This window comes from Candidatus Contubernalis alkalaceticus (genome assembly GCF_022558445.1).
Taxonomy (GTDB): Bacteria; Bacillota; Dethiobacteria; order SKNC01; family SKNC01; genus Contubernalis; species Contubernalis alkaliaceticus.
Map to the genome: position 1 here is coordinate 2525452 of NZ_CP054699.1, position 25670 is coordinate 2551121.

The following is a 25670-nucleotide window of genomic DNA, read 5'->3' on the forward strand; positions in this document are numbered from 1 at the left end:
ACACTAACCCTCCTGTGTTTTATCAGTTGGTTGTAGCGACTAGGCTCTTTTCACTACCTTCCTGGGGATAATACATTCCGATTTCATTAATAGCAATATCCTCTATTCTTCTTAAAGTACTCAACTGAGCAATCTGAATCTTTAAAGACTCCTGTTCTTCATTAAGAGCGTTGAGCTGTCTTTCGTGCTGAATAATTTGATTGTTTATTGCTATGACCCGATTGTAGTGACTAACCAGAGTGATGGCCATTCCTAAAAGGATAAACAGTGATAAGAAACAAAATATTTTTAGTAACTTATTGTTTTTAAGTTTAATTTTACTCTGAGGTTGATAATCCTGCTGTCCTTTATAATCAGTCTGGTATTGGAACTGTCTTTGTTTCGCTACTAACAAGGTTATTCACCTGCCCCTTTTTTTAGAACTTTCGTCTATTTTTTCTCCAACTCTCAACTTTGCACTTCTGGACCGAGGATTTACCTGGATCTCTTCCGGCTCGGGCAAAATTGGTTTCCTGTTAACTATTTTCAGCTCTGGTTTCTGTGCGCAGTTACAGATTGGCATCTGTGGGGGACAAACACACCCCCGAGATTTATCCCCAAAAAATTTTTTAACAATCTTATCCTCCAGGGAATGAAAAGAAATTACGCACAGCCTTCCCTTAGGCTTTAAAATACTTATAGATGCCTCCAGGCCCCGGCTTAAACTCTCCAGCTCCTGATTTACAGCGATTCTCAAGGCCTGAAAAGTACGCCTGGCGGGATGACCACCCTTCCTTCTGGCCCTGGCCGGTATAGCTGCCTTTATAATGTCCACCATCTGACCGGTGGTTTTTATTCTCTTCTCTTTTCTCTCTCGAATTATAAACTTGGCAATCCGACGAGCCCATAATTCCTCTCCAAAATTTTTAATAATTTCCACTAATTCTCTTTCTGAAAGTTCATTCACCAAATCCTGGGCAGTTGTTTTCTGGCTGAGGTCCATTCGCATGTCCAATGGAGCTTCCTGCTGATAGGTAAAACCCCTTTCCAGGCTGTCCAACTGTGCCGACGATATCCCCAAATCGAAAAGAATCCCGTCCAAAGCATTAATCCCTTCATCCTGTGCTATTTGGCTCAAATCTTTGAAGCTTCCCTGAATCAGCTTAAAATTAGAGTAAGGAGAAAGATTTTTTTTAGCATTGTCCAGCGCTCTTTGATCCTGGTCCAATCCCCACAAAAAACCCCCAGGGCCAACAGCTTCTAAAATTTCTCGTGAATGGCCTCCCTGTCCCAGGGTGCAGTCTAAAAATTTTTTACCGGTTTCACAGTTTAAATGCTCTATTACTTCCTTTAACAAAACAGGAACATGCATTTGAAGGAACTCCCTTCCTTTATAGACTAATATCTAAATCCAGATCTGCTATTTTCTCAGAAATCTCTTCAAAGGACAGGTTTGCTTCTTCCTTATATTTTTCCCAATCCTCACGGCTCCAAATCTCTACCCGGCTTGAGACTCCGATGACGATCACTTCTTTATCTAAATTCGCATGTTCCCTGAGATTCTGTGGTATAAGGGCCCGACCCTGCTTATCAGTGTCACACTCCACCGCTCCTGAAAAAAGAAACCGAGTAAAAGCCCGGGCATCAGCCTTAGTGAAGGACAAAGCCTTAAGCTTTTTTTCTAATTTCTCCCACTCCCCTTGAGGATACACAAACAAACAGCTATCCAGTCCCCGGGTTATAATAAATTTATCTCCCAGTTCTTCTCTGAAGCGAGCGGGAATAATTATTCTCCCTTTTCCATCTATGGAATGTTGATATTCTCCCATTAACATATTCATTACCACCGCTTTGAATATTATTGACCCACTTTACACCACTTTCCACCACTTCCATTTCTAATTCGTTCTATTTTCTAAAATTCCTGCTGCTTTAAAAAAATTTTAAAAATAAATATAAATAATTAAAAAGCAGGTATTAATCGGTTAACCAATTAATACCTGCTTTTTAATCACCCATTATGTTCTTTATAAGTTACCACTCTAGACCCAAAGAATGTTCATTCTAAAGTGAGGCCCACGTCTGTTATTAACTATTCCTCCATTGACTTTTATGAAATTATCTGGCTGTAGAAAGATTAGAAATGATGGAACCCTCTGAAAATTTTGTAGTACATATAACCTTACTGCTGCACCTGGAGCATAATAGTGTTTCTGTCTCTTCTCCCGCGCTGTATTCCTTCATACCCTGCAGACCACAAGTTAAACACAGAAATTGAACCAGCTTGGCACTTTGTTCCATGGAAACCTCCTAATGGTTTTATGGATATTAATTTTCCCCTGCCTGCCAATCTCTAGAAAACTTAAGTTTTTGGATATTAGTAAATGTATGACCTGGGCAGAAATAATATTCTAAAATAATATTTTACACTCTTGTCACTATGTATGATTTTTATGATATTTATAATACCTTTCTTTAAAGAATCCATAAATCCTTCCGAAATTATCGAAAGATTTAAAAAATCCGGGGTTTACAGATTGTTTCCTTGATTTGAGTATCAAAAAAATTCTTGGCATGGGCAGGCTGAATCACCAGGGCAGTATCTGCTCCCCGGCCTGAACCTCCAATGGAAATCACCGGGCTGCCATAAGGAATCAATCCGGCATCTAAGGCCATCACAGAAATCTCAACTGCTGCCTTAGTACCCTGGCCAAACATCCTCAAAGTATGTGCCACAATGCTGGGAGGATACGCTCCCCCCAATTTGTTTTCCAAACCACGGTCAATACCCCCCATCAGATGGGTGGTGGTCAGCACTTTCACCCCCTGGCCCTTAAGCTCTTGTTCAATTTCCTCCGACATCAATTGCTTTCCTGCTTCTTTAAACCCCATATGATAGCGAACACAAACCAGGTTCACCTTCTTTTTAGCCAAAAGCCCGGCGGTATAACCAGTACTTGAAGCCACCACATAATGCTGTATGCCCAGCTCTTCGCCTCTCTTAACCGCCTGGTCCAGGGTTTTTTCAGTCATCTCTATCCCTTTTTGATCCCATAACATGAATAATTTCCTCCCTCGCATTTCTACATTCTTTTCTTTCATTCTGCTCTATGTTCGAATTTTTTAAAAAAAATAAATTTGGTAAAACTCATAACATCATTTAATCCTCATAATAGTTTATCCATAAATAAAACAGCAGTATAAAATAATATAATCAAACCCGTTATATCTTTTATAGTTGTCACAAAAGGTCCGGCAGTCAGAGCCGGGTCGGCTCCCATCTTCCAAAACAATAGGGGAATCAGGGTTCCGATGATTGCCGCTGCTGTCACTGTGGAAAACATGGCAATACCCACCACCACGCCAATCCATGGGGCAAGACCCTGCTCTAGCAAATTAGCTGCCAGGCTGACCATCACACCACAGACTGTACCCATAAGAAATCCCACCCTAATTTCCTTAAAAAAGTATCCCCACACTTCGTTTGCCTCTATCTCCCCGGTTGCCAAACTTCGCACAAACACTGTGGAGGATTGGGTGCCCACGTTTCCCCCCATATCCATTATTACCGGGATAAAAAAGGCAAGAACGACGATGGCCTTCAGGGTATCTTCAAAGACCCCTATGACTCTTCCGGAGGCTAAACCGCCCACCAGGCAGACAAGAAGCCAGGGAAGCCTTTTGGCCGCCACCTGAAACACCGTGGCATTTACAAGGTCCACGCCCCGAACTTCCGATGTTCCCACAAAATGATATATATCCTCGGTTGCCTCTTCCTCCACAACGTCCAGGATATCGTCAACGGTGATGATTCCCCGCATATTTCCCTTTTCGTCCACAACGGGGATGGCCAACAGGTCGTAACGGGAAACCAGACGGGCAACTTCCTCCTGGTCAATCTCAACCTCTACACTGATCACGTTGGTCCTCATCACATCTTTTAACAAAGATCCGTCTTTGGCACTGATCAGCTCCCTTAAGGATAATACTCCAATCAGAAGGTTCTCTTCATCGATCACATAAATATAGTAAGCAGTTTCTACTTCTGCAGCTATTTCCCGGAGCCTTATAATAGCCTCTTCCACATTCATGTTTTCCGGAAGAGCGATATACTCTGTAGTCATCAGACCCCCGGCAGTATCCTCCGCATACTTTAAAAGGCCTTCAATTTCTTCCGTATCTTCTATACGGGTCAGCAATTCCCGAGCGTCCTCCTGGGAAAGCTCGCTTAACAGGTCTACCGCCTCGTCAGAGGACATTTCCTTTAAAATAGAGGAGGCTCTCTCTTTGTCCAGCACCTTAAAGAGGGCAACCTGGTCAATATCCTCCATTTCCTGAATTACCAGAGCAGCTTCCTCATCGCTTAAAAGGGCAAAGAGTTCCTTCTGCTGTTCTTCCTCCAGACCCTCCAGAATTTCTGCCAAATCAGAGGGGTGGAGTTGATCCATGATATTGGTTAAATCCTGGTTTCTTTGTTTTAAAAGTTTTATAAGCTTTTGCACTGTTTTTGCTGGCAACCTTCACACCTCCTTTCCTACCATAAACTGCTGATTATTATTTTAAATACCTGGCAAAAAGTTCTCCCAGCTCCTCAACAAATTCATCTTTCCTGTTCTCTCGAATGGCTGTATCTAGACATTGACTTAAGTGATCCTTTATCATCTGTACCCCCACACTGTGCAGAGCTGATCGAGTGGCTGCTATTTGAATCAAAACCTCTGAACAGTATTTTTCCTCCTTTATCATACGGGATACACCTTTAACCTGACCCTCAATCCGGCTCAACCGGTTAATTATAGACTCTTTATTTCTTTCATCCATCATATAAATCACCTCCAAAACATACCCAACTATTATTATAGCTTTTCCCACTTTTTATTACAATTTTTTTAACAATAAAAAACCCCACTGAGCCGTGAAACCGATTGTTTTGAACTGCTCCCCCCACAGGTGGGTGCCCTCCTACATGCTTTGTATGTCCTTTCAAAGAAGGCATATACGCCACACATAGAGTTAAGCTCCCATGAACATAGTGTTAGCTCAAAACTTCTCGGGGTCATACGCACACAGCAGGGTCCCTTCAAAGTTTATAATATTAAATTTGTTTATCTTTTTTCAAACTTTTTTGTAAACTTATAATATCACATTCAAAAATATTAGGCAAGTAAAAATAAATGACATAGTTTTCTTTTTATACCAATATACTCAAGTAAGTGTTTTCACCATTTTTAAAAAGGATGTGGAATTATGTCAATGGAACCTCTAGCAACAATAACCGTGTTGGCCTTTATAGTTGAATTTGTGACAGAAATCATCAAATCCATTTTCCCCGGCCTTAAGGAAATTGGAAGCAAACAGGCAGCTGCCGTTATAGGAATGCTCATCTGTCTGGTCACCCAAAGCGGCCTTTTGACTCTCCTTAATATTACCGTGAGTTTTGTATACCTGGATTATTTGATTACAGGACTTATTATTTCCCGAGGCTCAAATGTGATACATGATTTGTTCAAACAATTTGAAAAAAAGTGAGTTAAGCCCCTCCTTCCGGCAGCTTGAGTCCAATATGTAGATCCTCCAGCTGTTTTTCTTCAACAGGAGCGGGAGCATCGGTCAAAAGACAGCTGCCTCCGGCAGTTTTGGGGAAGGGAATAACCTCTCGAATAGATGAAGCACCCAGCATTAACATAATCAACCGATCAAGTCCCAGAGCAATTCCCCCATGGGGAGGTGTCCCATATTCAAAGGCCTGCAGCAGAAAACCAAACTGTTCATAGGCCTCATCATTGGAAAAACCTAAAAGCTCAAACATTTTTTCCTGCATTTCCCGGCGGTGAATTCGAATACTCCCACCGCCCACCTCCAACCCGTTCAAAACCAGGTCATAAGCCTGAGCTCGAATTTTTTCAGGTTCACTATCCATAAGCTTTATGTCCTCCTCCCGGGGAGAGGTGAATGGATGGTGATTAGCCACGTACCTTTTTTCCTCCGGGTCATAGGTCAGTAATGGAAAATCTATCAACCAAAGGAAATTATTTTCTCCCCCCTTGATTAAATCCATCTTATGGCCCAATTGATTTCTTAAATGCCCTAGAATTTCCTCTGCTTTCTCCTTGACGTCGGCCACAAATAACAGAACATCACCCTCTTGGGCTTCCATCCGCTGGCTCAACTGCTCCAACCTCTCAGAAGTGAAAAATTTAAGTAATGGAGACTTCAATCCCTCAGGGCCCACCATAAACCAGGCCAGACCCTTAGCACCCAAACGGATACAGAATTCCGTCAGGTCATCCACATCTTTTCGACTAAAAGCTGCCCCTTTGGCGTTAATTCCCCTAACGATACCTCCTTTTTTAATGGCACCGGTAAAAACCTTAAACTGGCTGTCAGAAACCAGGTCAGAAACCTCCTTAATCTCCAATCCGAATCGCAGGTCAGGTTTATCGGAGCCATATCGTTCCATGGCTTCCCCATAGGACATACGGGGAAAGGGAAGGGTCAGCTCCACTCCTAAAACCTCCCGATAGATATGCTGCACCAGCCCTTCAATATAAGCTAGAATATCTTCTGTATCCACAAAGGACATCTCCATATCCAGTTGAGTAAATTCCGGCTGTCGGTCTGCCCTCAAGTCTTCATCCCGAAAGCAGCGGACAATTTGAAAGTATTTTTCCATCCCCGCCACCATCAAGAGCTGCTTAAATAGCTGAGGAGACTGGGGCAGAGCATAAAAACTGCCGGGCTTCATTCGACTTGGCACCAGATAGTCCCGGGCCCCCTCAGGAGTGCTCCGGGTTAAAACCGGGGTCTCCACTTCCCAAAAGCCCTTATCATCCAGATAATCCCGAATTTTTTTGATAATATTATGACGCATAAACAATTTCTTCTGCATCTCCGGTCTTCTCAAGTCCAGGTAGCGGTATTTCAACCGCAGGTTTTCATCTACATCTTTATCATCCTCCACGTAGATGGGCGGCGTTTTAGATACGTTTAGTATTTCTAGTTCCTCTGTAAAAACTTCCACCTCTCCGGTGGGAATTTTAGGGTTAACCGTTTCCTGGCTTCTAGCTGTCACCTCACCTACTATGGATATGACAAATTCACTGCGGAGAGTTTGGGCCAATTGGAATATTTCCTTATTTCTTTCGCAGTCAAAAACCACCTGGGCTATCCCAGTTCGGTCCCTTAAATCTACAAAAATAACCCCCCCGTGATCCCGTCGCACCTGGATCCAACCGCTTAAACTAACCGAATCTCCCACATTTGTTAACCTGAGAGTTCCGCAATCATGCGTTTTTTTCATCCTTCACTACCTCCATAAAAATATTGTCATTCTCTAACCATCACTTTTTCCACAAGTGAACTCGTATCAGCAAGCTTAAAAAATCGGGGAATCAGGAGGAGACTCAACTCCACCTGATTATAAGCCCCACCTACGCTAACGCTTAGAGGTGAGGGTCTTATACCCTAAAAAAAAGAGATAAAAACCAAAGACAGGAATCAAAGGCTGCTTCTAAGAAAATCAGTAACCCCCTCCAGGTCCACCTCCTGCTGGTCTCCTTTAACCATATCTCTGATTACTATTTTACCCTTTTCCAACTCTTCCTCCCCTAGGATTAAAACAATAGAAGCTCCCACCCGATCCGCTTGTTTCATCTGTGCCTTCAGGCTTCGGTCCTGATAGTCTTTTTCTGCTGCTATCCCCAGCCGTCGAAGTTCAGTCATCAGCTGCAGGCCTCGGGCTGAAGCTTTTGTCCCCAGCGCAGCCACAAATATCCGGGGAACTCCCAATAGTTTCGTTTGAATATTTTGCTGTTCCAGGGAAAGGAGCACCCGCTCTACCCCAATGGCAAAACCCACTCCCGGAGTTGGGCTTCCACCACAGGTCTCCACCAAACCGTCGTACCTGCCTCCTCCCCCCAGTGAATTCTGCGACCCCAGACCGGTATCCACAATTTCAAATGCGGTTTTAGTATAATAGTCCAACCCCCGGACCAGCTTGGGATTAATATGATAAGAAATATCCAAAAGCTTCAAAAAATAAACAACATCTTCAAAGTGCTGAACACAAAAACTACAAAGATGATCCAAGATATCTGGAACCGTTTCAGTTATTTCTTGACAGTTCTCCACCTTACAATCCAGAATGCGTAGAGGGTTGTTCTCAAAACGGCCCTGACAGTCGGGGCAAAGATCACCTCGGTATTTATCCAGCGTTTTCTGTATCTCCTCCCGATAAATGGGACGACACTGTGGACACCCTACACTGTTGATTTCTAAAGATAATTGATTTAACCCGACACTGTGAAAGAAATCCATAGCCAAAGCAATAACCTCAGTGTCGATTTCCGGACTGACAGAACCAAAAACCTCTGCTCCCAGTTGATGGAACTGCCGGTATCTACCGGCCTGAGGGCGGTCATAGCGAAACATAGGTCCGAAATAAAATAGCTTTGTGGGTTGGGCCTGAGCATACAATTTATGCTCTAAAAAAGCCCTCACCGTGGAAGCGGTGCCCTCAGGCCGAAGAGTCATGCTCCTCTTTCCCTTATCAAAAAAGGTATACATCTCCTTGCCCACAATATCCGTATCCTCCCCCACACTCCGGCTGAAAAGTTCCGTATGTTCAAAAATGGGGGTCCTGATTTCCCGATAATTATAATTTTTACATAAATTCCGAAAAAAAGCCTCTAAGGTTGACCACTTTTCCACTTCCTCCGGCAGTATATCCCGGGTTCCCCGGGGTGCCTTGGCCAGCATATGATTCCCTCCTGTTTACACAAGTTTTATTATTTTTTTATTTAATTCACTTGGCTTTTAATAATACATTTTATTTAAAGATTTACCATATCCTTGTTTTAAGGGAAGCCCACGAAAAATTCTGAAAATAAAAATCTCGCCTCTGAAAAAGAAAACTCTTTTCAGGGGCGAGGACTCTTGCTCACGGTACCACCCTGTTTATATCCCATAACTTAACGGCACCAGAAAACCTCTTTTCCAGCTGACCGGGGATCATCTCTTTCTTTAACGGTGAAATCCGTCCTGGGCCTACTCTCCATAAGATTTCAGCAGGAGGCTAACAGGGGTTTTTCAGCAGTTTCCAACAAGGGATAATTTCAGTCACGTTATCCCCTTCCTGATGCCGTAAAGTCTGCTTACTCTTCCTGATCAATGCCTTTATTCCTAATTTACTTATAGCATAGATTGTAAACAATTTTAAACCGCTTGTCAACGATTGAGAATAGTAATTAAGTATGGTGTCCCCCGAATTCGAATTACTAAAGAAAAAAATAACCAACCACTGCATCAATAGGGTCTACTTCTCCAAAAGCAGAGTAACGGGGCCCTCATTTATGATTTCCACCTTCATCATAGCCTGGAATTGTCCAGTTTCTACCTTGACCCCTGTTTCCCTCAAAAAATCACAAAATTTCAGATAAAGCCCTTGGGCCTCCTCTGGCGGGGCAGCATGTATAAAGCTGGGCCTGCGGCCTTTGCGGCAGTCACCATAAAGAGTAAACTGGGACACCACCAGAGCGTCTCCCTGTATATCCAAAAGAGAAAGGTTCATCTTCCCCTCCAGGTCTTCAAATATTCTTAAATTAGCTGTTTTGTCTGCCAGAAAACGGGCATGGGACAGGTCATCTCCCATGCCCACGCCCAAAAGCACCACCACACCTCTTCCGATGGAACCTATTTCTTTACCCTCTACAAAAACACTTCCCCGGCTTACCCTCTGCACAACTGCTCTCACTTCACTTACATCTCCTTAATTGGAAGTAGTTCTTCCCACGGTAAAAACGTCCTTAACCTTCCTCAGCCTGTTCATAGTATGCTGCAAATGCTCCAGGTCCCGAACCACAATGGTAAGATGAATAGTGGCTACCTGATTCTTATTAGTCCGGCCGTGCACCGCCGTAATGTTAATCTTGCTTTCCGATACTGCCGCCACCAATTCCTGAAGTAGGTTAGTACGGTCCAGGGCTGTAATCTGCACCTCCACAGGATAAGAAACCTTGGAGTCCTGCTCCCAGGAGGCATTGAGACCTCTCTCTAAAGAATCCTCACGACTCAAAATGTTAGGACAGTCCTTCCGATGAATGGACACGCCCCGCCCCCGAGTAATAAAGCCCACAATCTGATCCCCGGGGAGAGGATTGCAGCATCTGGCAAAACGGATTAACAGGTTATCCATACCCTCAATGCGAACCCCTTTGCCGGCTTTAGCCTTATCCTTCCAGGGCTTTAATTTAGGTTCCTCCAGAGGAACCTCGTCCTTGTGCATTTTTTTATGTTCTTCTCGAAGCCGGGTAATAATCTGCTGATGGGTTACTCCCCCGTAGCCCACTGCAGAATAAACATCCTCCTCAGAAAGTAGATTAAACCTCTTGCCGATTTCCACCAGTATAGCCGGCTTCAGCAGCTCTCTGGGGTCCAGGTAAATCCTTCTCAACTCTTTCTCCAGAATTTCTTTACCCCTTATAATATTTTCTTCCTTCTTCTCTTTTTTAAACCAGCTGCGAATTTTGCTCTTAGCCTGGGAACTCTTGACCATTTTTAGCCAATCCCGACTGGGGGTACCCTGCTTTGAGGTAATAATTTCCATAATATCTCCAGTGGACAATCTATATTCCAGGGGTACCAATCTACCGTTTACCTTAGCCCCTACGCAGCGGTGCCCGATATCCGTATGAATACGATAGGCAAAATCCAGGGGAATAGCCCCCGCAGGAAGGTTAATTACATCCCCTTTAGGGGTAAAAACAAAAACTTCGTCAGTAAACAAATCAATCTTTAAATTTTCCATGAATTCATGAGCATCCTTCAGGTCCTGCTGCCACTCCAACAGCTGCCTCAACCAGGAAAGCTTCTCCTCGAATTCTTCATCCCCCTTAACGCCCTCCTTATAGCGCCAGTGAGCGGCAATTCCATATTCCGAGGTACGGTGCATTTCCCAGGTTCTAATCTGAACCTCCAAAAGCTCATTTTTGGCACAAACTACAGTGGTATGCAGAGATTGATACATATTGGCTTTGGGCATGGCAATAAAATCCTTGAACCTGCCTGGTATTGGCCTCCAAAGAGTGTGGACAATTCCTAAAGCCCCGTAACAGTCTTTGATATTTTCAACCACCAATCGGATTCCCGTCAGATCGTATATCTCATTAATATCCTTGTCCTGCCGCTCCATTTTTTCATAAATTCCGTAAAGATGCTTGGGCCGCCCCTGAATGTCAGCTTCAATGCCCACGTCCTCCAACCGTTCCTTTAACCTGATAATTACCCGGGAAATGAACTCCTCCCGGTCTTCTCTCTTTTTCACCAATCGGTCCACCAGGTTATAATATTTCTCCGGTTCCAGAAACCGAAAAGCCAAATCCTCCAATTCCCATTTCACCTTATAAATACCTAAGCGGTGGGCCAGAGGCGCATAAATTTCCAGGGTCTCTGTGGCAATTTCCTTTCGCTTGGCTGGATACAGATATTTTAAGGTCCTCATGTTGTGAAGACGGTCCGCCAATTTAATAAGGATTACCCGTATATCCTTGGCCATAGCTACAAACATCTTCCGGAGATTCTCTGCCTGATGTTCCTCCTTGGAGGTGAACTGCAGCTTACTCAGCTTGGTCACCCCATCAACCAACAGGCTAATCTCCTCTCCGAAAATTTCCCGAAGTTCCTCCAGGGAAGTTTCGGTGTCCTCTACCACATCGTGTAAAATTCCTGCAGCAATAGTCACCGGGTCCAGCTCCAAATCAGCAATAATTTGGGCCACGCCCAGGGGATGAATAATGTACACCTCTCCAGAAACCCTCTTTTGCCCTGCATGGACCTTTAAGGCAAAAGAATAAGCCTTTTCAATAATGGCCCAGTTACCATCAGGGCTGTAGGATTGAAATTTTTTCTTAACCATCTCCAAGCTCATTGGACCACCTTCTTTAATAGCGGTACTTCACTGTAGAGAGTATCATCTACCTGGCTGCCGACAAAAAAAGAGACAATAGTGCTCTTATCCTCCTGCAGCAGGAAGGTTTGAAATGCTTCCAAGTCCTTCCACAAACTCAAGTTATCTTGATATACTTGAGATTGGCTTAGATCCCCTACCTCTTGGGAACTGAGCATCCTAAAATTACCCGAACCCTGGTCTATGGGTTCCAAAAGGTTTATTTCCTGGAATATGTCCAGGCTCTTTTTTAAAAGATGATCTGTATAACTGAAAGGTTTATCATTTTTTAAATATGTAATCAATTCTTTTACCTGTATATTTCCCTGTCGTTCCACCTTTTTGATTGCCTTAAATAATCGTATAAGACTGTTTCTTTGAGGCAAAATCGCCTGCAGAAAAACCCGGTTAGCCTTGAAGTCCTCCTGACCGTAGAGCAGGTGTAAGCTCACGTTTCCCATGGCTCCGGAGAGTGCCTTTACCAGAGAAGAAAGTTTTTCCTCTTCCAGGGGCAGGTCATAAATTATTAAGTTTTCAATATTTCCTAAAACCTGATCATTTATACATCCCTGGTGAGAATAGAAACAGCCCCGGTCCTTCCCCAGGAGTTGGGATAATCTCTTCTTCTGCCCCAAGGTATTTATATACACCAAACAATTCTTCTGTTCCGCTAACGCCCGAAGATATTTCTCTTTTTTGTCCAGGCCCCGGCGGTCTATAACCATAATGCCACCGGCCTTTGTAGAATCACAAAAGTGTAAATCCTTCAGCTGCATCACCGGAGTTCTAAGTTCCCCCCAGAAATTATCCTCCAACAGGTATGCGGCGGAAACTTTCCTTCCCATTAACTGCAGTTCCCGGTCTTCCATTTTAAAAGCGATGGCCTCCAGTAGATTTTCACCGTTTTTAAGCTTCATCTTCAGATGATTTTTCTGTTTCCCCACAAAATGAAAGCTTTCTACCTCCAGTTCTGAGGTCTTAAAATAAGGGAGGGGGTTTCCCTGTCCAAAAGGACTTAAAAGATTCAGCTGATCCAATAGTTCCAGGTCAATTTGGGAGGCCTCCAGTTCCGCTTCCAGTGAAATTTTCCGCCCCAATACTTGAGAAGGAAGCATTTTCTCAGCATCATGATTAATCTGCCGCTCAAATTCTTGAATACAGGAATGGGATATGGTTAAACCTGCCGCCTGCTGGTGACCGCCGTATCGGATTAAAAGGTCCGCACACCCTTGGATAGCTCCAATCAGGTTAAAACCCTCCACACTTCGGGCAGAACCCCTGCCCTCTTCTCCCTCTAAGGAAATTATAACCACCGGCCGCCCATAATTATCCACCAGTCGAGAAGCCACAATTCCCATAACCCCGGAATGCCATCCCTCCCGAGCCAGGACAATAACCTTCTTTCCCTCCACACCCTTCTCTTCTATTTCCTTTACAGCTTCTTTTAAAATTTTCCCTTCAATCTTCTGCCTTTCCTGATTAAAACCGTTTAAAAGTGCAGCCAATTCCTGGGCTCTATCTTTGGAAGAAGTTAAAAGCAGCTCTACTGCTTTTTCTGTTTGCCCAATCCTGCCGGCGGCATTCAAACGGGGGGCTAAAGAAAAAGAAATCTGCCCGGAGCTGATCTCCCGGCCCCCAAAACCACAGGCCTCCTTAAGAGCCTGTACCCCAGGCCTTGAGGACACATTCAGCTGATCCATCCCATAACGAGTAAGCACCCGATTTTCATCCAAGAGACAAACTATATCAGCAATAGTCCCCAAAGCCACCAGGTCCAAATATTCCTCCCACTGTTCCCGAGGCAGAAAGGACTGCAATAATTTAAAAGCAACTCCCACTCCTGCCAGCTCTTTAAAAGGATAACCACACTCAGCCTGTTTTGGGTTCAAAATAACACATTCGGGCAGAGAATCCAAAGGGGTATGATGGTCAGTAACAATAATTTCCAACCCCAGTTTTTTGGCGTGCTCTACCTCCACCAGAGAACTGATTCCACAATCCACGGTAACTACCACGTCTGCACCCTGCTCCTTCAGTCTATCTAGAGCTGCACTGTTCAGTCCATAGCCCTCCGTAAGCCTATGAGGGATATAGTAGGAAACACTGCCCCCCAGCTTTCTTAAAAAAGTAACCAGGATAACTGTGCCGGTAATACCGTCCACATCATAATCCCCGTAAACCACAATATTTTTTCCCTTATCCAGGGCTTCTTTCAGGCGATCCCGGGCAGAAATCAACCCTTTCAGGCTCTCTGGATCATTTAAATCCTCCAGTCGGGGATATAAAAATCTTCTCCCCTGTACAGCATCGGTGATACCTCGATTTATGAGCAGTTGAGCTATCACAGGCTTCACCTTCAACGCAGCACTGAGCCTATCTCGTAAGGCCGGATCCCCTTCCTTTAACTGCCAACTATATTGAAAACAATGCATACTATTTCCCCCAATATGAATCCCCTGCCCCGACAAATCTTTTTACTCTAGGGTTAAATCCTGAGTATATTTTTTCATCGGTTCTTGTTCCTCTACCCCAGACAGTTCCTGTTCCAACCGGGAAACCTGTTCTAAAAGATCAGACTCCCTTTGTGCCATCTGATTCAAATCATCCTCCAGCTTTTTCAGGTGGCTCTGGTGTTCCCTGGAACGAAAACCGGATTTAACCCGGCCTACCAGGCTGAACAATCCCACAATCAAAGCTCCCGTAAAAGCAGAAGCTAAAATGACAATGACCACCGAAACCGGAGCCCTGCCCAACAGATAATTTATCTCTACCACTTCGTTGTTCAGTATAGCAAATAAAGCAATTAAAATACTGAACAACAGGGCCACTATAACTCCCAACTGCATCTTATCACCTCCCAATCATTTGCGTCACCTGTCACCACATGGACAGCCCGTCAAAGAGTCAATATGCAAAAATTGGGGATAACCGAACTATCCCCAATTCTAGCTCCCCCTACCCACTAAAGCGGCAGGTTTTCGTGAATCCAACACCCTGTCGTCTCTTGGAAGAGGATAGGGTATTTTTTCCTTATGATAACCACAATTATATCATACTAATGATTTGAAAAATAGTATCTAAAAGACACTTATTTCCTCCCCGAAACCTCCATCTGCTTCAAAGTAAACCAGACTGGACTGGCTATAAAGATCGATGAATAAGTTCCACTGATAACCCCCACCAGCAGCGCTGTAATTAAGGGACGAAGGGTAATACCTCCAAAGACAAACAAGGCCGTCAGTGCCAACAGTGTAGTTACAGAAGTATTGATGGAACGGGTTATGGTCTGGTTAATACTTTCATTAACAATGGCAATAATTTTGTCCTTTTTCATAACTTTTAAATTTTCCCGAATTCGGTCAAAGACCACGATGGTATCGTTAATAGAATAACCAAAGATAGTTAAAATGGCCGCCACGAATTCACTGTTTACCTCAATCCTCAGCAGAGAGAATATCGCCAGCAGAATAATGAGATCGTGGACCAGGGCAACAATGGCCGAAAGGGCAAACTTAAATTCAAACCGTATGGTGATGTAGGCAATCATGGCTGCAGTAGCTACCAACAAAGCCAGGAAAGCATTACGCTTCAACTCCTCACCAATTACAGGGCCCACGTTATCTTCGCTGATAATAGCTTCCTCTGTTAAGTCCCATCTGTCCTGAAATTCCTGAAATATTTCCCGGCGTTCTTCCTCGGAAAGATAAACCGTCTTTATGATGACCTCATCTTTTTCCGCATCAAAAATGCCTTCGTGCCCTGTCTTTTGAATAGTACTTCCCTCCAGATTGAAATCCTGCAAAATCTCCCGGACCTCCTCCACTTCATAGGATTGTCCGATTCTATAATGAAGCACGGTACCACCGGTAAAGTCAATTCCCATATTCAGCCCGTTTACTGCCAGGGAGATGATTCCTATTACGATGATAAACGAGGAGAAAAGAAAGGTATATTTCCGATAATTAATGATCCGTAGACGTGACATAATCTTCTATCCCCCTGACTCCGAACAGTTTCGGATTAGTAATAATATTGGCACCAATAAGATACCGGAGCAAGTAACGGGTTAGCACAATAGCCGTAAACATACTGGTCAAAATTCCTACCGTAAGAGTTACCGCAAAACCTCTAACCGGCCCGGTACCGAAATAAAAGAGGACACCGGCAGCAATCAAGGTGGTGATATTGGCATCCATTATGGTGCTTAAAGCATTTTTAAACCCCGCTTCTAACGCAGACCGTAAAGTTCGGCCGCTGCGGAATTCCTCCTTAAACCTTTCAAAAATAATCACATTGGCATCAACCGCCATCCCCACAGAAAGTATCAATCCTGCTATTCCCGGCAGGGTCAAAGTAGCATTCAAGGCCGTCAAAATACCTAAAACCAGGGCCACGTAAACCCCTAGAGAAAAACTGGCAATAAGACCTATCGTCCGGTACACCAACAGCATAAAGATAAACAACAACCCAAAACCGATAAACCCTGCCCTCAAACTCCTGTCCAGGGAATCCCTTCCCAGGGTAGACCCCACAGTACGGGTTTCTAGTTCCACTAACTCAACCGGAAGTGCTCCAGAGCGTAATATCAGCACCAGATCATTTACCTCCTGAGCAGAAAATCTACCGGTAATAATAGCATTTCCGTCGTCAATTACATTTTCCACACGGGGCTCTGAAACTACCTCGCCGTCCAACTTAATATAGATGGGAAGTCCGGTGCCCGCCAGCTTTCTGGTAGCCTCTTTAAATTTAGCCGCTCCCTCCCCGTCAAATTCAAGGCCTACCGCCGGATGTCCAAACCTGTCCAGAGTGAAAGTTGCCTCTTTCAGGTTGGCCCCGGTGAGCACAACGTTCTCCTGGGGATCCTCGAAAGTTAAGAGGGCAGTACGGCCTATAATATCAATAGCTCGTCCCGGGTCATCGATGCCGGGAAGTTCTACCCTTATTCGTTTGTCCCCCTCCTGCTGTATAACAGGCTCCGTTACACCGAACTCGTCAATCCTGTTTCGAATAATGGTAATAGCCCTCTCTATAGTATCCTTCTCCACTTCACCGTCCTCTTCCCTGGCCTCAAGAAGCACATACACGCCCCCCTCCAGATCAAGTCCTAGTTTTAGATGGGACTGGATCTGGCTGTAAGTCAGGTAAGAAACAGCGGAAAGCAGAATCAACAAACCTAAAAACAAGGAGAGGGATTTACGGGCGGTCTGTTTCCCTTTTTTTGTCTTTTTCTTCATATTATTTCCCCATTCCTATTATTGATAATTTAATTATTTATTATAGCAGCCTGGTATCATTGATAACCAGAGAAAACTGGGTATTTAGAAAGTCCGCTGCCCTGCGGCACAGGATCATGCGGCTCAAAAATATTTCAAAATACTCCATAACCTGACTAATTACAGGATCAATGACCAGCTCCAGAGTAATCATTTTGGAGTCCTTGTCAATCCGTAAAAAAGACCTCTGGACCGCAAAGTTTACACGGTCATGAATATCAAAGTTGGAACAGTCTGCATTCCTGACCCTGGAACGATGCACGTCGGATTTATCGGCCAGAATAAGGGCTGCTGAAACTGGATTAACCACCCGTCCCTCCTTCTCATCATGGTTTCCTATAGCGGAAACAATATCAGCAATCTCATGATAGGGCATTCCTATCCGATCTAAGATATTCAAACAAATATTGGCCCCCGTCTGAGCGTGGCCGTATCGGCTCACCACATTTCCGATATCATGCAGGTATCCCGCAATCCCCGCCAACTGAGCTTCTCTCTCCGGGTAACCCAACCGGGACAAAATATTGTAAGCAATTTTGGCCACCAGATTACAATGCCGAAAACCATGCTCGGTAAAACCTAAAGCTCCCAGTTGATCATTAGCCTTTTCAATATATATCTTTACCTGCTGGTCTTGCTTAATATCCTCCAGGGTAATCAGCTTAGTTTCCTGCATTTTTTCTCTTTTCCCTCCTTTTCCAACAGCAGGGTTATTATTCCCCTACTATAAACTGAACGTGTTAAAGGGATTACTTCTCTTTTTCTAAATAAAATCCTCTTAATCCCACAGTATATTTTTAAAAGGCATGAAAGGTTCTAAGACGGTTAAAAGCAGCGGCAATTTCATATTTCCGGGGTAGGGCATACTCCCCTGGATGCTGCCCCCGATAGGGCGACAGCAGATCCAGACCCTGTATTTCTATCTGCTGCAGGGTAATTTCAATTATTTCCCGTAAAGTTTTTTTCCCATCAATTAGATGACCGCAAAATAACATGATATCTCCAATAGCCCGGGTTTGACTTGCCTGCACCAGCTGCTCCACCAATGATAGATCAATTTCCTGGCGACCGAACTGCAGGCTGTAAAGGCCCCTGGCAGAAATCTTAGTCTTTCCTTTACGGGTAGGATCCAGGCCTTTTTTTAACGGTATACGATGAATTATTTGACCAAATTCTCCGCCGCCCTCCTCAATACGTTCAGTCCGGTATTGTTCGGTAATTTCTCTAGCCTTTGAGGTTACATCCCGAGCCTGGTACTGATCCATCATAATTACCCGGTCAGCCACGTCAAAATAATCCCCTGATCCCCCCAGCACCATGATTGTGGAAACATCCAGATCCTTTTTTAAGAGTTTAACCTTGTCGATAAAAGGAGTAATAGGCTCTTTATCCCTGGACACCAAAGACTGCATACGCACATCCCGAATCATAAAATTGGTGGCCGAGGTATCCTCATCTAAAAGAAACAACCGGGCCCCCATCTCCAAAGATTCCATAATGTTAGCCGCCTGAGAGGTAGAACCGCTGGCCTCTTCTGTGGAAAAACCTACAGTATCTTTTAAGAAAGGAAGATTGTTGATAAAGGGACTGATATTTACCTTCTCTACCCTTCTTTTGTCTTCAGCTCGGATTTTAACTGCGTCCTCCAGTGCAACCACTCTTTCCCGGCCGTCTCCAGGTATATGGTTATACACCCCCCTTTCCACCGCCCGAAGCAGGGTAGACTTTCCATGATATCCACCGCCTACAATAAGAGTAATCCCTGCGGGGATACCCATACCCTTCACTCTTCCGACATTAGGCAGATCAACTTCCACCTGTAGTTCCCGGGGAGAAGAAAAGGGTGTCGCTGTTTCCCGATCCATGGGCAGATCTATTACCCCGCTTTTTCGAGGTAATATGGAACCATCTCCCACAAAACAAACCAGGCCTCTCTTCAAAAGCTCCTGCCTTAAAAATTCCTGGTCTTCGTTTCCCTCCACATGGTTTCTTATTCTTTCAGAGTCCAGATTTTCATAGAGCATTGCCTCCTTCACCATAAGAGGTATCTCTTTAAAAAACATGTCGGCTGCTTCCTTAGCCAGAACCCTCCTTCCCTGAGCAGGGAGCCCTAAGGAAATCCTGGCCTCCACATATTCCATTGTTACCACCATGGAGGTTCTTTCTAAAATTTCCTGACCACAGTTATCGATATAAATAATTCCACTCATACCGGTCCCCCGGCTCCTTTTAGCCACCCGGCTGATGGCCTCACCAAACTCCCGGGTAAGGTAATCCTCCAGGGCAATCCTCCGTACCCGGGATGAAAAAAAGCTTTTAGGAAACTGAGCTCTTTTCTGGGGCACCCTGACTCTTAATCGGGAGGGAGAGGCAAAGGGGTCCCCCTGCACATAGTCCATGTACAGTTGAAACTCTTTAAAATCGTAACTGCCCTGAATATCCTTATATGCTTTATAACCTTTTCCTTCTATTCGTTTTAGAGTACTTCCCAGATAATCCTTTGACTTCATTCAACCACTCCTGTAATTCTATTATAAATACACCTTATAGTTCTTTTTAATTAATAACTCCTACAGATTGTTATTTATTATAAATGTTTTTTACAAAAATATCAATTATACCACCAATTTAAAAAATTCCCGATTAAACATTAGTTTAATGCCGGAGGTTGGAAAAGATTTTAAAGCAGCTTCTTCTGCCTTAATCTTCTATAAAAAAAAACTGCTGACATGCAGTTTCCCTAGAGTCTTTTACTTTTTTTTAAATTCTTTCAAAAAATCTGTTATGAGCCAGTCTAAACATTCCCCAGGAATGTCGGTATATTCCCGGACTTTCCCTATTTCTTCCGGAAGAATAAAAACTATTTTTCCCTCTCGACGTTTTTTATCATACTTCAACCCTTCTTTAATCCCTTCCACAGTCAAATCCGATGGCAGTTCCTTAAACCCCAGGCGAAATAATAATTTTTCAATAGTTGTCAGGGAATCTCTGTCTAAAAGCCCCCGGCTGCAAGCCAGGCGGGAGGCCAGCAGCATCCCGTAATTCACTGCTTCCCCGTGATTGAAATACTTATAGGAAGCAGATGACTCCAGGGTATGACCCAGGGTATGCCCAAAGTTTAAAATGGCTCTAAGGCCACTTTCTCTTTCATCTACAGAAACCACTTCTGCCTTTATAGCACATGACCTGTAAACAATACTCTGATAAAAATCTTTTGTTTGTTTAAGTTCTAGAGTTAATTCATTCAACAAGTAATCAAAAAAATCCCGGTCCCTAATTATGCCGTACTTAACCACCTCAGCCATACCGGACCTTAATTCCCTTTCAGGCAAAGTTTCCAATGTTTTTAAATCAATAAACACCAGTTGTGGCTGGTAAAAGGCACCGATCATATTCTTTGCCCGGGGGTGGTTGATGGCCACCTTTCCCCCTACACTGCTGTCCACCTGAGCCAGCAGCGTAGTAGGAACCTGAACATATGAGACCCCCCGAAGATAGGTGGCAGCTACAAATCCGGCCAAATCACCCACCACACCGCCCCCTAAAGCAACAATTCCTGAATCCCGGTCCATTCCAAACTCCAGAGCAGAAGTCAGCAGTTTATCCATGGCCGGCCAACTTTTAGAACCTTCTCCTGCAGGAACAACCTCAATTTTAGCAGAAAAACCAGCACTTTCAAGACCCCGCAGGCATTTTGTTCCATATAGAGGAAACACATTCTCATCGGTAATAACCAACAGCTGGCCCTTAAACCCCAGGCGTTTCAGTTCCTCCCCCAGGGATTCTAAAAAATCATATCCAACTTTTATAATATAACTGCGGCTTTCCAGCTCTACAGACAGTTCCTTGATTTTCATATGCAGGCCTACCCTTTCCCACTTTACTATATTGTTTATGTCTTCTCTCAATTTAACTTACATTTTAATTTATCTGTATTTCATTCTGAAGCCCTGTTATTCTACTGTTACTTTGGCGTTTAAATGGAATAATTAAAAGCCTAAATAAAAGTTTAACGGCCGGAAATGATTTTTTGGTAATTAAGATAAGCCGTCTCCATTTCCTCCAAAGAATCTCCACCAAATTTTTCCCGGAGAACACAGGCAATCTCCCAGGCGGCAATAGCCTCCCCAGCTACGCTGGCAGCCGGAACCGCACATACATCAGAGCGCTCCACTCCCGCCTCCAGGCTTTTTTTGCTAATCATGTCCACACTGGTAAGAGGCTTATACAGGGTGGGGATAGGTTTCATGGCACATTGAATCAGTATAGTCTCCCCATTGGTAAGTCCTCCCTCAATTCCCCCCGCACCATTGGTTTTTCGAAAATATCTATAATTACGGTTATCATAATATATCTCATCATGAACTTTGGAACCCCTTAAAGAAGCCGCCTCAAAACCCAGCCCTACTTCCACACCCTTTATAGCCTGAAGGCTCATGAGAGCACCTGCCAGTCGGGCATCTAATTTTCGGTCCCAATGGACATGACTGCCCAATCCAGGAGGCGCCCCGGTAACCATTATTTGAAATACTCCTCCCAGAGAATCTCCCTCCTTCTTGGCCTGGTCAATCTCCCATATCATTTGCTCTTCCACCTGTGAGTCAGCACACCTCACCGGTGATTCTTCGGCCCGTCTATGAAGTTCCCCCGGAGACAGATCCAAAGGTTCCCCCTTAACACCACCTATTCCCACCACATGGCTGAATACCTCAATGCCAAAACAGGTAAGCATCTGCCGGGCTGCACTGCCCACCGCCACTCTGATAGCGGTTTCCCGGGCGCTGGCCCTTTCCAGGACATTTCTAAGATCAGCATGATGATACTTAAGAGCACCGGCCAGGTCGGCATGACCAGGTCGGGGACGGGTCAAAATGACCTCTGCATCATCAGTTATTTCCGGAGGATTATAGGGATCCATATTACTTTTCCAGTTTTCATAATCCCGGTTGGTAATGGACAAAGTCAAGGGACTGCCCAAAGTTTTTCCAAAACGCAAACCAGAAAAGACCTCTACCCGGTCCCTTTCAATATTCATCCTTCCCCCCCGGCCGTACCCTTTCTGTCTACGGGCCAGTTGATCATTTATTTTTTCCCGTTCCAGGCTCAAGTTAGATGGCAGCCCTTCTATAACCGCCATCAGACAGGGACCGTGTGATTCACCGGCTGATAAATACCTCATCATCAATTCTCCCCAGTTCATTAAATTTAACCCCTTCCAAATATAAAAGGCCTACCTTTTTCACCAGGCCGCCTGAATAACCCCCCAGCCCTCCATCCAGGCTGACCACCCGGTGACAGGGTATAATCACCGGCAGTTGGTTTCGGCTCAAAGCCCTGCCCACAGCCCGGCTTCCCTGTTGGCAGCCCATAGCCTGAGCTACATGAGAATATGAACAAACACGGCCATAAGGAATACGGCGTATATAATCCAGTACTCTGGCCGTAAAAGGAGGATATTCCTTTAAGTCAATAGAAAACTGGTTAAAATCCACACCTCTTTTTCCCTTAAAATAGTGCTCAAGGGCATGGGAAAACTCCGGCCAGATTCTTTCAATCCTTCCCATAGTCAGTATGCTCACGTTCTCATAACCGTTGTCCCGCTGTAAAAATTTCAACTCTTGAAGCCCCCGGGGACCGTATAATATTAAAATATCTCCCCACAGGGTAAACATTTTAAAATAATACAAATTCAAAACCCTTCCTTTTGGACTGACAATACTTTCAAATTTTCAATGACCCCCGTTTTCTATCCTTGAAAACAGCAATTTCCCGGTATCCTATCTCCCTCAGTAAATCCAAGGCCATTTCCAGGTCTCGGCCAACATCCTCCGGTCTATGGGCATCAGAACCCAGAGTTACCGGAATTCCCCTGCGAAAACAGCTCTCCAAAATTTCTTTAGAAGGATAAACCTCACTGGCTGAAGTATAAAGACCGGCGGTGTTTAGTTCAATACAGAGATCCGCCTCCCTCAAAAGATCCGTAACCCTTTCTATTAAATGAGCTGTGCCACCTGGGGGACGATAACCAAACTTTTTTATCACGTCCAAATGACCTACGATATCACACAGCTCAGCCTCTGCCAGCTTTTCTATTAAAATATAATATTTTTCATAAAGAGTTAGAATTTCTTCTGCCGTACATTTTTCATAGGCCCCGGCACAGGCCGGATTGGTAAAATCCCAATCCTCCAAAAAATGCACAGAACCAATCACATAATCAAAGGGATAATGAGACAGCTCCTCATAAATTGCCTTTTCCAGCCCGGGCAAAAAATCAACCTCTATCCCCAACTTAACATTGGGGCTGCCATTTTTTAAAGACAACTGCAAAACCTCCCCTATGTACTGAGGAAGCTCCCATCCCTCCATGGTAACTTTTTCCGGAGGTTCAAAATTTAGTACATCCAAGGGAAAATGGTCTGCAAATCCGATCTCCTTTAACCCCTTACAGACTGCCTCCCGCCAGTACTGCTCCAGAGTTCCCTCAGCATGACCACACCGAACTGTATGCAGGTGATAATCAATCATCTAACATCTTCCTTTATAAGGTAGAATTTACAAGATTGTTATACTTTTATTCGTTCAATCTGTTATCAAAGCATTTTAACTCTACGTTTCTAATAATAGAATAAAAAAATTACGTTAATCGATTGAAAAAACAGGATACCTCTCCCGTATGACAGGCTATCCCTCCCACCTGTTCCACCACCAAAAGGATCGTGTCGGCATCGCAGTCATAATAAATTTCTTTTATAATCTGAAAATGGCCGGAGGTCTCCCCCTTCAACCAAAGTTCCTGCCGGCTGCGGCTCCAATAACAGGCTTTTCCAATTTCCAGGGTTTTTTCTATAGATTCAAGATTCATGTAGGCCATCATCAGCACCTGTTTTGTGTTAACATCCTGAACGATGGCAGGAATTAGTCCCCTGCTGTCAAATTTTAGTTTCTCAATATCCATATTAGATACCTCCATTACAGACGAACCTCCACCCCATTCTTGGCCAAATATTCCTTAACTTCCCGCACAGAAAATTCCCGGTAGTGGAATACTGAAGCGGCCAAAGCCGCATCTGCCTTCCCCGTGGTAAGGGCATCTAGAAAATGCTCCATGGTACCGGCTCCGCCGGAGGCAATAACTGGAATCCCAACCCTATCGGCAATGGCTGAAGTTAAGGGCAGGTCATAACCGTCTTTCCCACCGTCACAATCCATACTGGTCAGAAGAATTTCTCCAGCACCCAATTCCTCCACCTTTTGGGCCCAATCCAGAGCGGATGCTCCCGTGGGGGTCCGGCCTCCGTGCAGGTAAACCTCCCAATCGTCTTTCCCTTCCATTTTCTTTGCATCTATAGCCACCACCATGCACTGGGTGCCAAATTTTTCTGCCCCCTGACTGACCAGTGTCGGATTTTCAAAGGCAGCAGTGTTAAGAGAAACCTTGTCCGCACCGGCGCTCAAGATATCTTTAATCTGATCTATGGTGGTCAGTCCTCCCCCTACAGTAAAAGGTATGTATACCTTCTCAGCTGTCCGAGAAACTACATCAATCACCGTTTTTCTCTTCTCGTGGGAGGCGGTGATATCTAGAAATACCAATTCATCAGCCCCCGCTTGATCATAAAAACTGGCCAGCTCCACCGGATCTCCGGCATCTTTCAGATTAACAAACTGAACCCCTTTAACCACTCTTCCTTCAAATACATCCAAACAAGGTACAATTCTTTTTGCCAACATTTTTCCCTCCACTTATTAGCCTTTAGATTTTCAAAGCTTCTTCCAGGGTAAACTTACCGGTATAAAGAGCCTGCCCTACGATAATGCCGCTGATGCCTACCCCTTCCAACTGTCTGGCTATTTTAATGTCCTCCAGGGAAGAAACCCCGCCGGAGGCAATAATCTTAACCTCTGTATTTTCCGCAATTTCCCGGGTAGAATCAAAGTTAGGTCCCTGCAGGGTACCATCTCGGGAAATGTCCGTATAAACCACCTCTTTGACTCCTGCCTGTTCCATTTTTTTAACCAGGTCAAGAGCTCTAAGATTGGAAGACTCCACCCAACCTTTAACAGCCACCATGCCCTCCTGGGCATCCACCCCAACCATAATTCTTTCTCCATAGGCATTCACCAATCGTTCCACCAGGTCTGGGTTATCCACAGCAGCGGTGCCTATTATTGCCTTACTTATCCCCAAAGAAAAAAGTTCCGCTACGGTTTCTTCCTCCCGTATTCCCCCTCCCATCTGAATGGGGATTTTCAGAACTGCAGCAATTTTTTTAATCACTTCTTTATTCTTTGGGCTTCCCTGGAAGGCCCCGTCCAGATCCACCAGATGAAGACGACTGGCCCCCTTCTGTTCCCACATCAGAGCCACCTCCAGAGGGTCCTCATAATACACCGTCTCCCGGTCTGCCCTACCCTGGAATAGACGAACACATTTTCCGCCTTTCAAGTCAATAGCCGGTATTACTTCCATA

25 protein-coding genes, 1 other RNA gene and 1 other annotated feature are annotated in these 25670 nt (G+C 44.5%); of the genes, 1 reads left to right on the top strand and 25 read right to left on the bottom strand.

Going from position 1 to position 25670, the window contains the following annotated elements:
- Positions 1-22: 22 nt before the first annotated feature.
- The 8 genes from ftsL to ssrS all read right to left on the bottom strand — a co-directional run bounded on the left by ftsL (position 23) and on the right by ssrS (position 5058).
- The gene (ftsL, locus tag HUE98_RS12665) at positions 23-394 is read right to left on the bottom strand and encodes a cell division protein FtsL (RefSeq protein ID WP_241420995.1); all 372 of its coding nucleotides are present in this window, start codon (positions 392-394) and stop codon (positions 23-25) included.
- Positions 395-400: 6 nt separating this feature from the next.
- Entirely contained in the window at positions 401-1351 is a 951-nt protein-coding gene (gene rsmH, locus HUE98_RS12670; protein ID WP_241420996.1) for a 16S rRNA (cytosine(1402)-N(4))-methyltransferase RsmH, read from the bottom strand.
- Between the two features lie 19 nt (positions 1352-1370).
- Positions 1371-1814 (bottom strand): division/cell wall cluster transcriptional repressor MraZ, encoded by a 444-nt coding sequence (gene mraZ / locus HUE98_RS12675; RefSeq protein WP_241420997.1) that lies wholly within the window; start codon positions 1812-1814, stop codon positions 1371-1373.
- A 283-nt stretch (positions 1815-2097) separates the two neighbouring features.
- Positions 2098-2280, bottom strand: a complete 183-nt coding sequence (locus HUE98_RS12680; RefSeq protein WP_241420998.1) for a hypothetical protein — start codon at positions 2278-2280, stop codon at positions 2098-2100.
- Between the two features lie 213 nt (positions 2281-2493).
- Positions 2494-3039 (bottom strand): pyruvate kinase alpha/beta domain-containing protein, encoded by a 546-nt coding sequence (locus HUE98_RS12685; RefSeq protein ID WP_241420999.1) that lies wholly within the window; start codon positions 3037-3039, stop codon positions 2494-2496.
- Positions 3040-3146: 107 nt separating this feature from the next.
- Positions 3147-4496 carry a magnesium transporter gene (gene mgtE, locus HUE98_RS12690; protein WP_241421000.1) on the bottom strand — a complete coding sequence of 450 codons (1350 nt, stop codon included), beginning with the start codon at positions 4494-4496 and terminating at the stop codon, positions 3147-3149.
- A 37-nt stretch (positions 4497-4533) separates the two neighbouring features.
- On the bottom strand, positions 4534-4803 hold the full coding sequence (locus HUE98_RS12695; protein ID WP_241421001.1) for a metal-sensitive transcriptional regulator: 270 nt from the start codon (positions 4801-4803) through the stop codon (positions 4534-4536).
- Between the two features lie 74 nt (positions 4804-4877).
- Positions 4878-5058: non-coding RNA, 6S RNA (gene ssrS, locus HUE98_RS12700), on the bottom strand.
- Between the two features lie 168 nt (positions 5059-5226).
- On the opposite strand from ssrS, the gene HUE98_RS12705 reads away from it, so the two are divergent.
- The gene (locus HUE98_RS12705) at positions 5227-5508 is read left to right on the top strand and encodes a hypothetical protein (RefSeq protein WP_241421002.1); all 282 of its coding nucleotides are present in this window, start codon (positions 5227-5229) and stop codon (positions 5506-5508) included.
- Position 5509: 1 nt separating this feature from the next.
- Here the strand turns inward: HUE98_RS12705 and aspS are convergent, their stop codons facing one another.
- The 17 genes from aspS to hisA form a co-directional block, all read right to left on the bottom strand.
- On the bottom strand, positions 5510-7279 hold the full coding sequence (gene aspS, locus HUE98_RS12710) for an aspartate--tRNA ligase (RefSeq protein ID WP_241421003.1): 1770 nt from the start codon (positions 7277-7279) through the stop codon (positions 5510-5512).
- 197 nt (positions 7280-7476) lie between these two features.
- The gene (hisS, locus tag HUE98_RS12715) at positions 7477-8736 is read right to left on the bottom strand and encodes a histidine--tRNA ligase (RefSeq protein ID WP_241421004.1); all 1260 of its coding nucleotides are present in this window, start codon (positions 8734-8736) and stop codon (positions 7477-7479) included.
- A 160-nt stretch (positions 8737-8896) separates the two neighbouring features.
- Positions 8897-9157, bottom strand: a binding site (T-box leader).
- A gap of 135 nt (positions 9158-9292) precedes the next feature.
- The gene (dtd, locus tag HUE98_RS12720) at positions 9293-9730 is read right to left on the bottom strand and encodes a D-aminoacyl-tRNA deacylase (RefSeq protein ID WP_241421005.1); all 438 of its coding nucleotides are present in this window, start codon (positions 9728-9730) and stop codon (positions 9293-9295) included.
- 15 nt (positions 9731-9745) lie between these two features.
- Entirely contained in the window at positions 9746-11902 is a 2157-nt protein-coding gene (locus tag HUE98_RS12725; RefSeq protein WP_241421006.1) for a RelA/SpoT family protein, read from the bottom strand.
- Entirely contained in the window at positions 11899-14352 is a 2454-nt protein-coding gene (recJ, locus tag HUE98_RS12730; RefSeq protein WP_241421007.1) for a single-stranded-DNA-specific exonuclease RecJ, read from the bottom strand. The genes HUE98_RS12725 and recJ overlap by 4 nt, the downstream gene beginning before the upstream one ends.
- Positions 14353-14394: 42 nt before the next feature.
- Positions 14395-14766, bottom strand: coding sequence for a LapA family protein (locus HUE98_RS12735; RefSeq protein ID WP_241421008.1), 372 nt, complete (start codon positions 14764-14766; stop codon positions 14395-14397).
- A gap of 242 nt (positions 14767-15008) precedes the next feature.
- Positions 15009-15905, bottom strand: a complete 897-nt coding sequence (gene secF, locus HUE98_RS12740) for a protein translocase subunit SecF (RefSeq protein WP_241421009.1) — start codon at positions 15903-15905, stop codon at positions 15009-15011.
- Entirely contained in the window at positions 15883-17157 is a 1275-nt protein-coding gene (gene secD / locus HUE98_RS12745) for a protein translocase subunit SecD (protein WP_241421010.1), read from the bottom strand. Before secD ends, secF begins: the two co-directional genes overlap by 23 nt.
- Positions 17158-17197: 40 nt before the next feature.
- On the bottom strand, positions 17198-17872 hold the full coding sequence (locus tag HUE98_RS12750; RefSeq protein ID WP_241421011.1) for an HD domain-containing protein: 675 nt from the start codon (positions 17870-17872) through the stop codon (positions 17198-17200).
- A gap of 121 nt (positions 17873-17993) precedes the next feature.
- Entirely contained in the window at positions 17994-19706 is a 1713-nt protein-coding gene (locus HUE98_RS12755; RefSeq protein ID WP_241421012.1) for an ABC-ATPase domain-containing protein, read from the bottom strand.
- A 240-nt stretch (positions 19707-19946) separates the two neighbouring features.
- Complete coding sequence (gene aroB, locus HUE98_RS12760; RefSeq protein WP_241421013.1) at positions 19947-21053, bottom strand: 3-dehydroquinate synthase; 1107 nt, start codon at positions 21051-21053, stop codon at positions 19947-19949.
- A gap of 152 nt (positions 21054-21205) precedes the next feature.
- Positions 21206-22378, bottom strand: a complete 1173-nt coding sequence (aroC, locus tag HUE98_RS12765; RefSeq protein WP_277623735.1) for a chorismate synthase — start codon at positions 22376-22378, stop codon at positions 21206-21208.
- Positions 22353-22883: a methylated-DNA--[protein]-cysteine S-methyltransferase gene (locus HUE98_RS12770; protein ID WP_241421014.1), complete on the bottom strand. Its 531-nt coding sequence runs from the start codon at positions 22881-22883 to the stop codon at positions 22353-22355. The genes aroC and HUE98_RS12770 overlap by 26 nt, the downstream gene beginning before the upstream one ends.
- 34 nt (positions 22884-22917) lie before the next feature.
- Positions 22918-23724 carry a histidinol-phosphatase HisJ family protein gene (locus HUE98_RS12775; RefSeq protein ID WP_241421015.1) on the bottom strand — a complete coding sequence of 269 codons (807 nt, stop codon included), beginning with the start codon at positions 23722-23724 and terminating at the stop codon, positions 22918-22920.
- 109 nt (positions 23725-23833) lie between these two features.
- On the bottom strand, positions 23834-24169 hold the full coding sequence (gene hisI, locus HUE98_RS12780) for a phosphoribosyl-AMP cyclohydrolase (protein WP_241421016.1): 336 nt from the start codon (positions 24167-24169) through the stop codon (positions 23834-23836).
- A complete protein-coding gene (hisF, locus tag HUE98_RS12785; RefSeq protein ID WP_241421017.1) occupies positions 24169-24930 on the bottom strand; it encodes an imidazole glycerol phosphate synthase subunit HisF in 762 nt (253 codons plus the stop codon). Before hisF ends, hisI begins: the two co-directional genes overlap by 1 nt.
- Before the next feature lie 22 nt (positions 24931-24952).
- Positions 24953-25669 carry a 1-(5-phosphoribosyl)-5-[(5-phosphoribosylamino)methylideneamino]imidazole-4-carboxamide isomerase gene (hisA, locus tag HUE98_RS12790; RefSeq protein WP_241421018.1) on the bottom strand — a complete coding sequence of 239 codons (717 nt, stop codon included), beginning with the start codon at positions 25667-25669 and terminating at the stop codon, positions 24953-24955.
- Between the last annotated feature and the right edge of the window lies 1 nt (position 25670).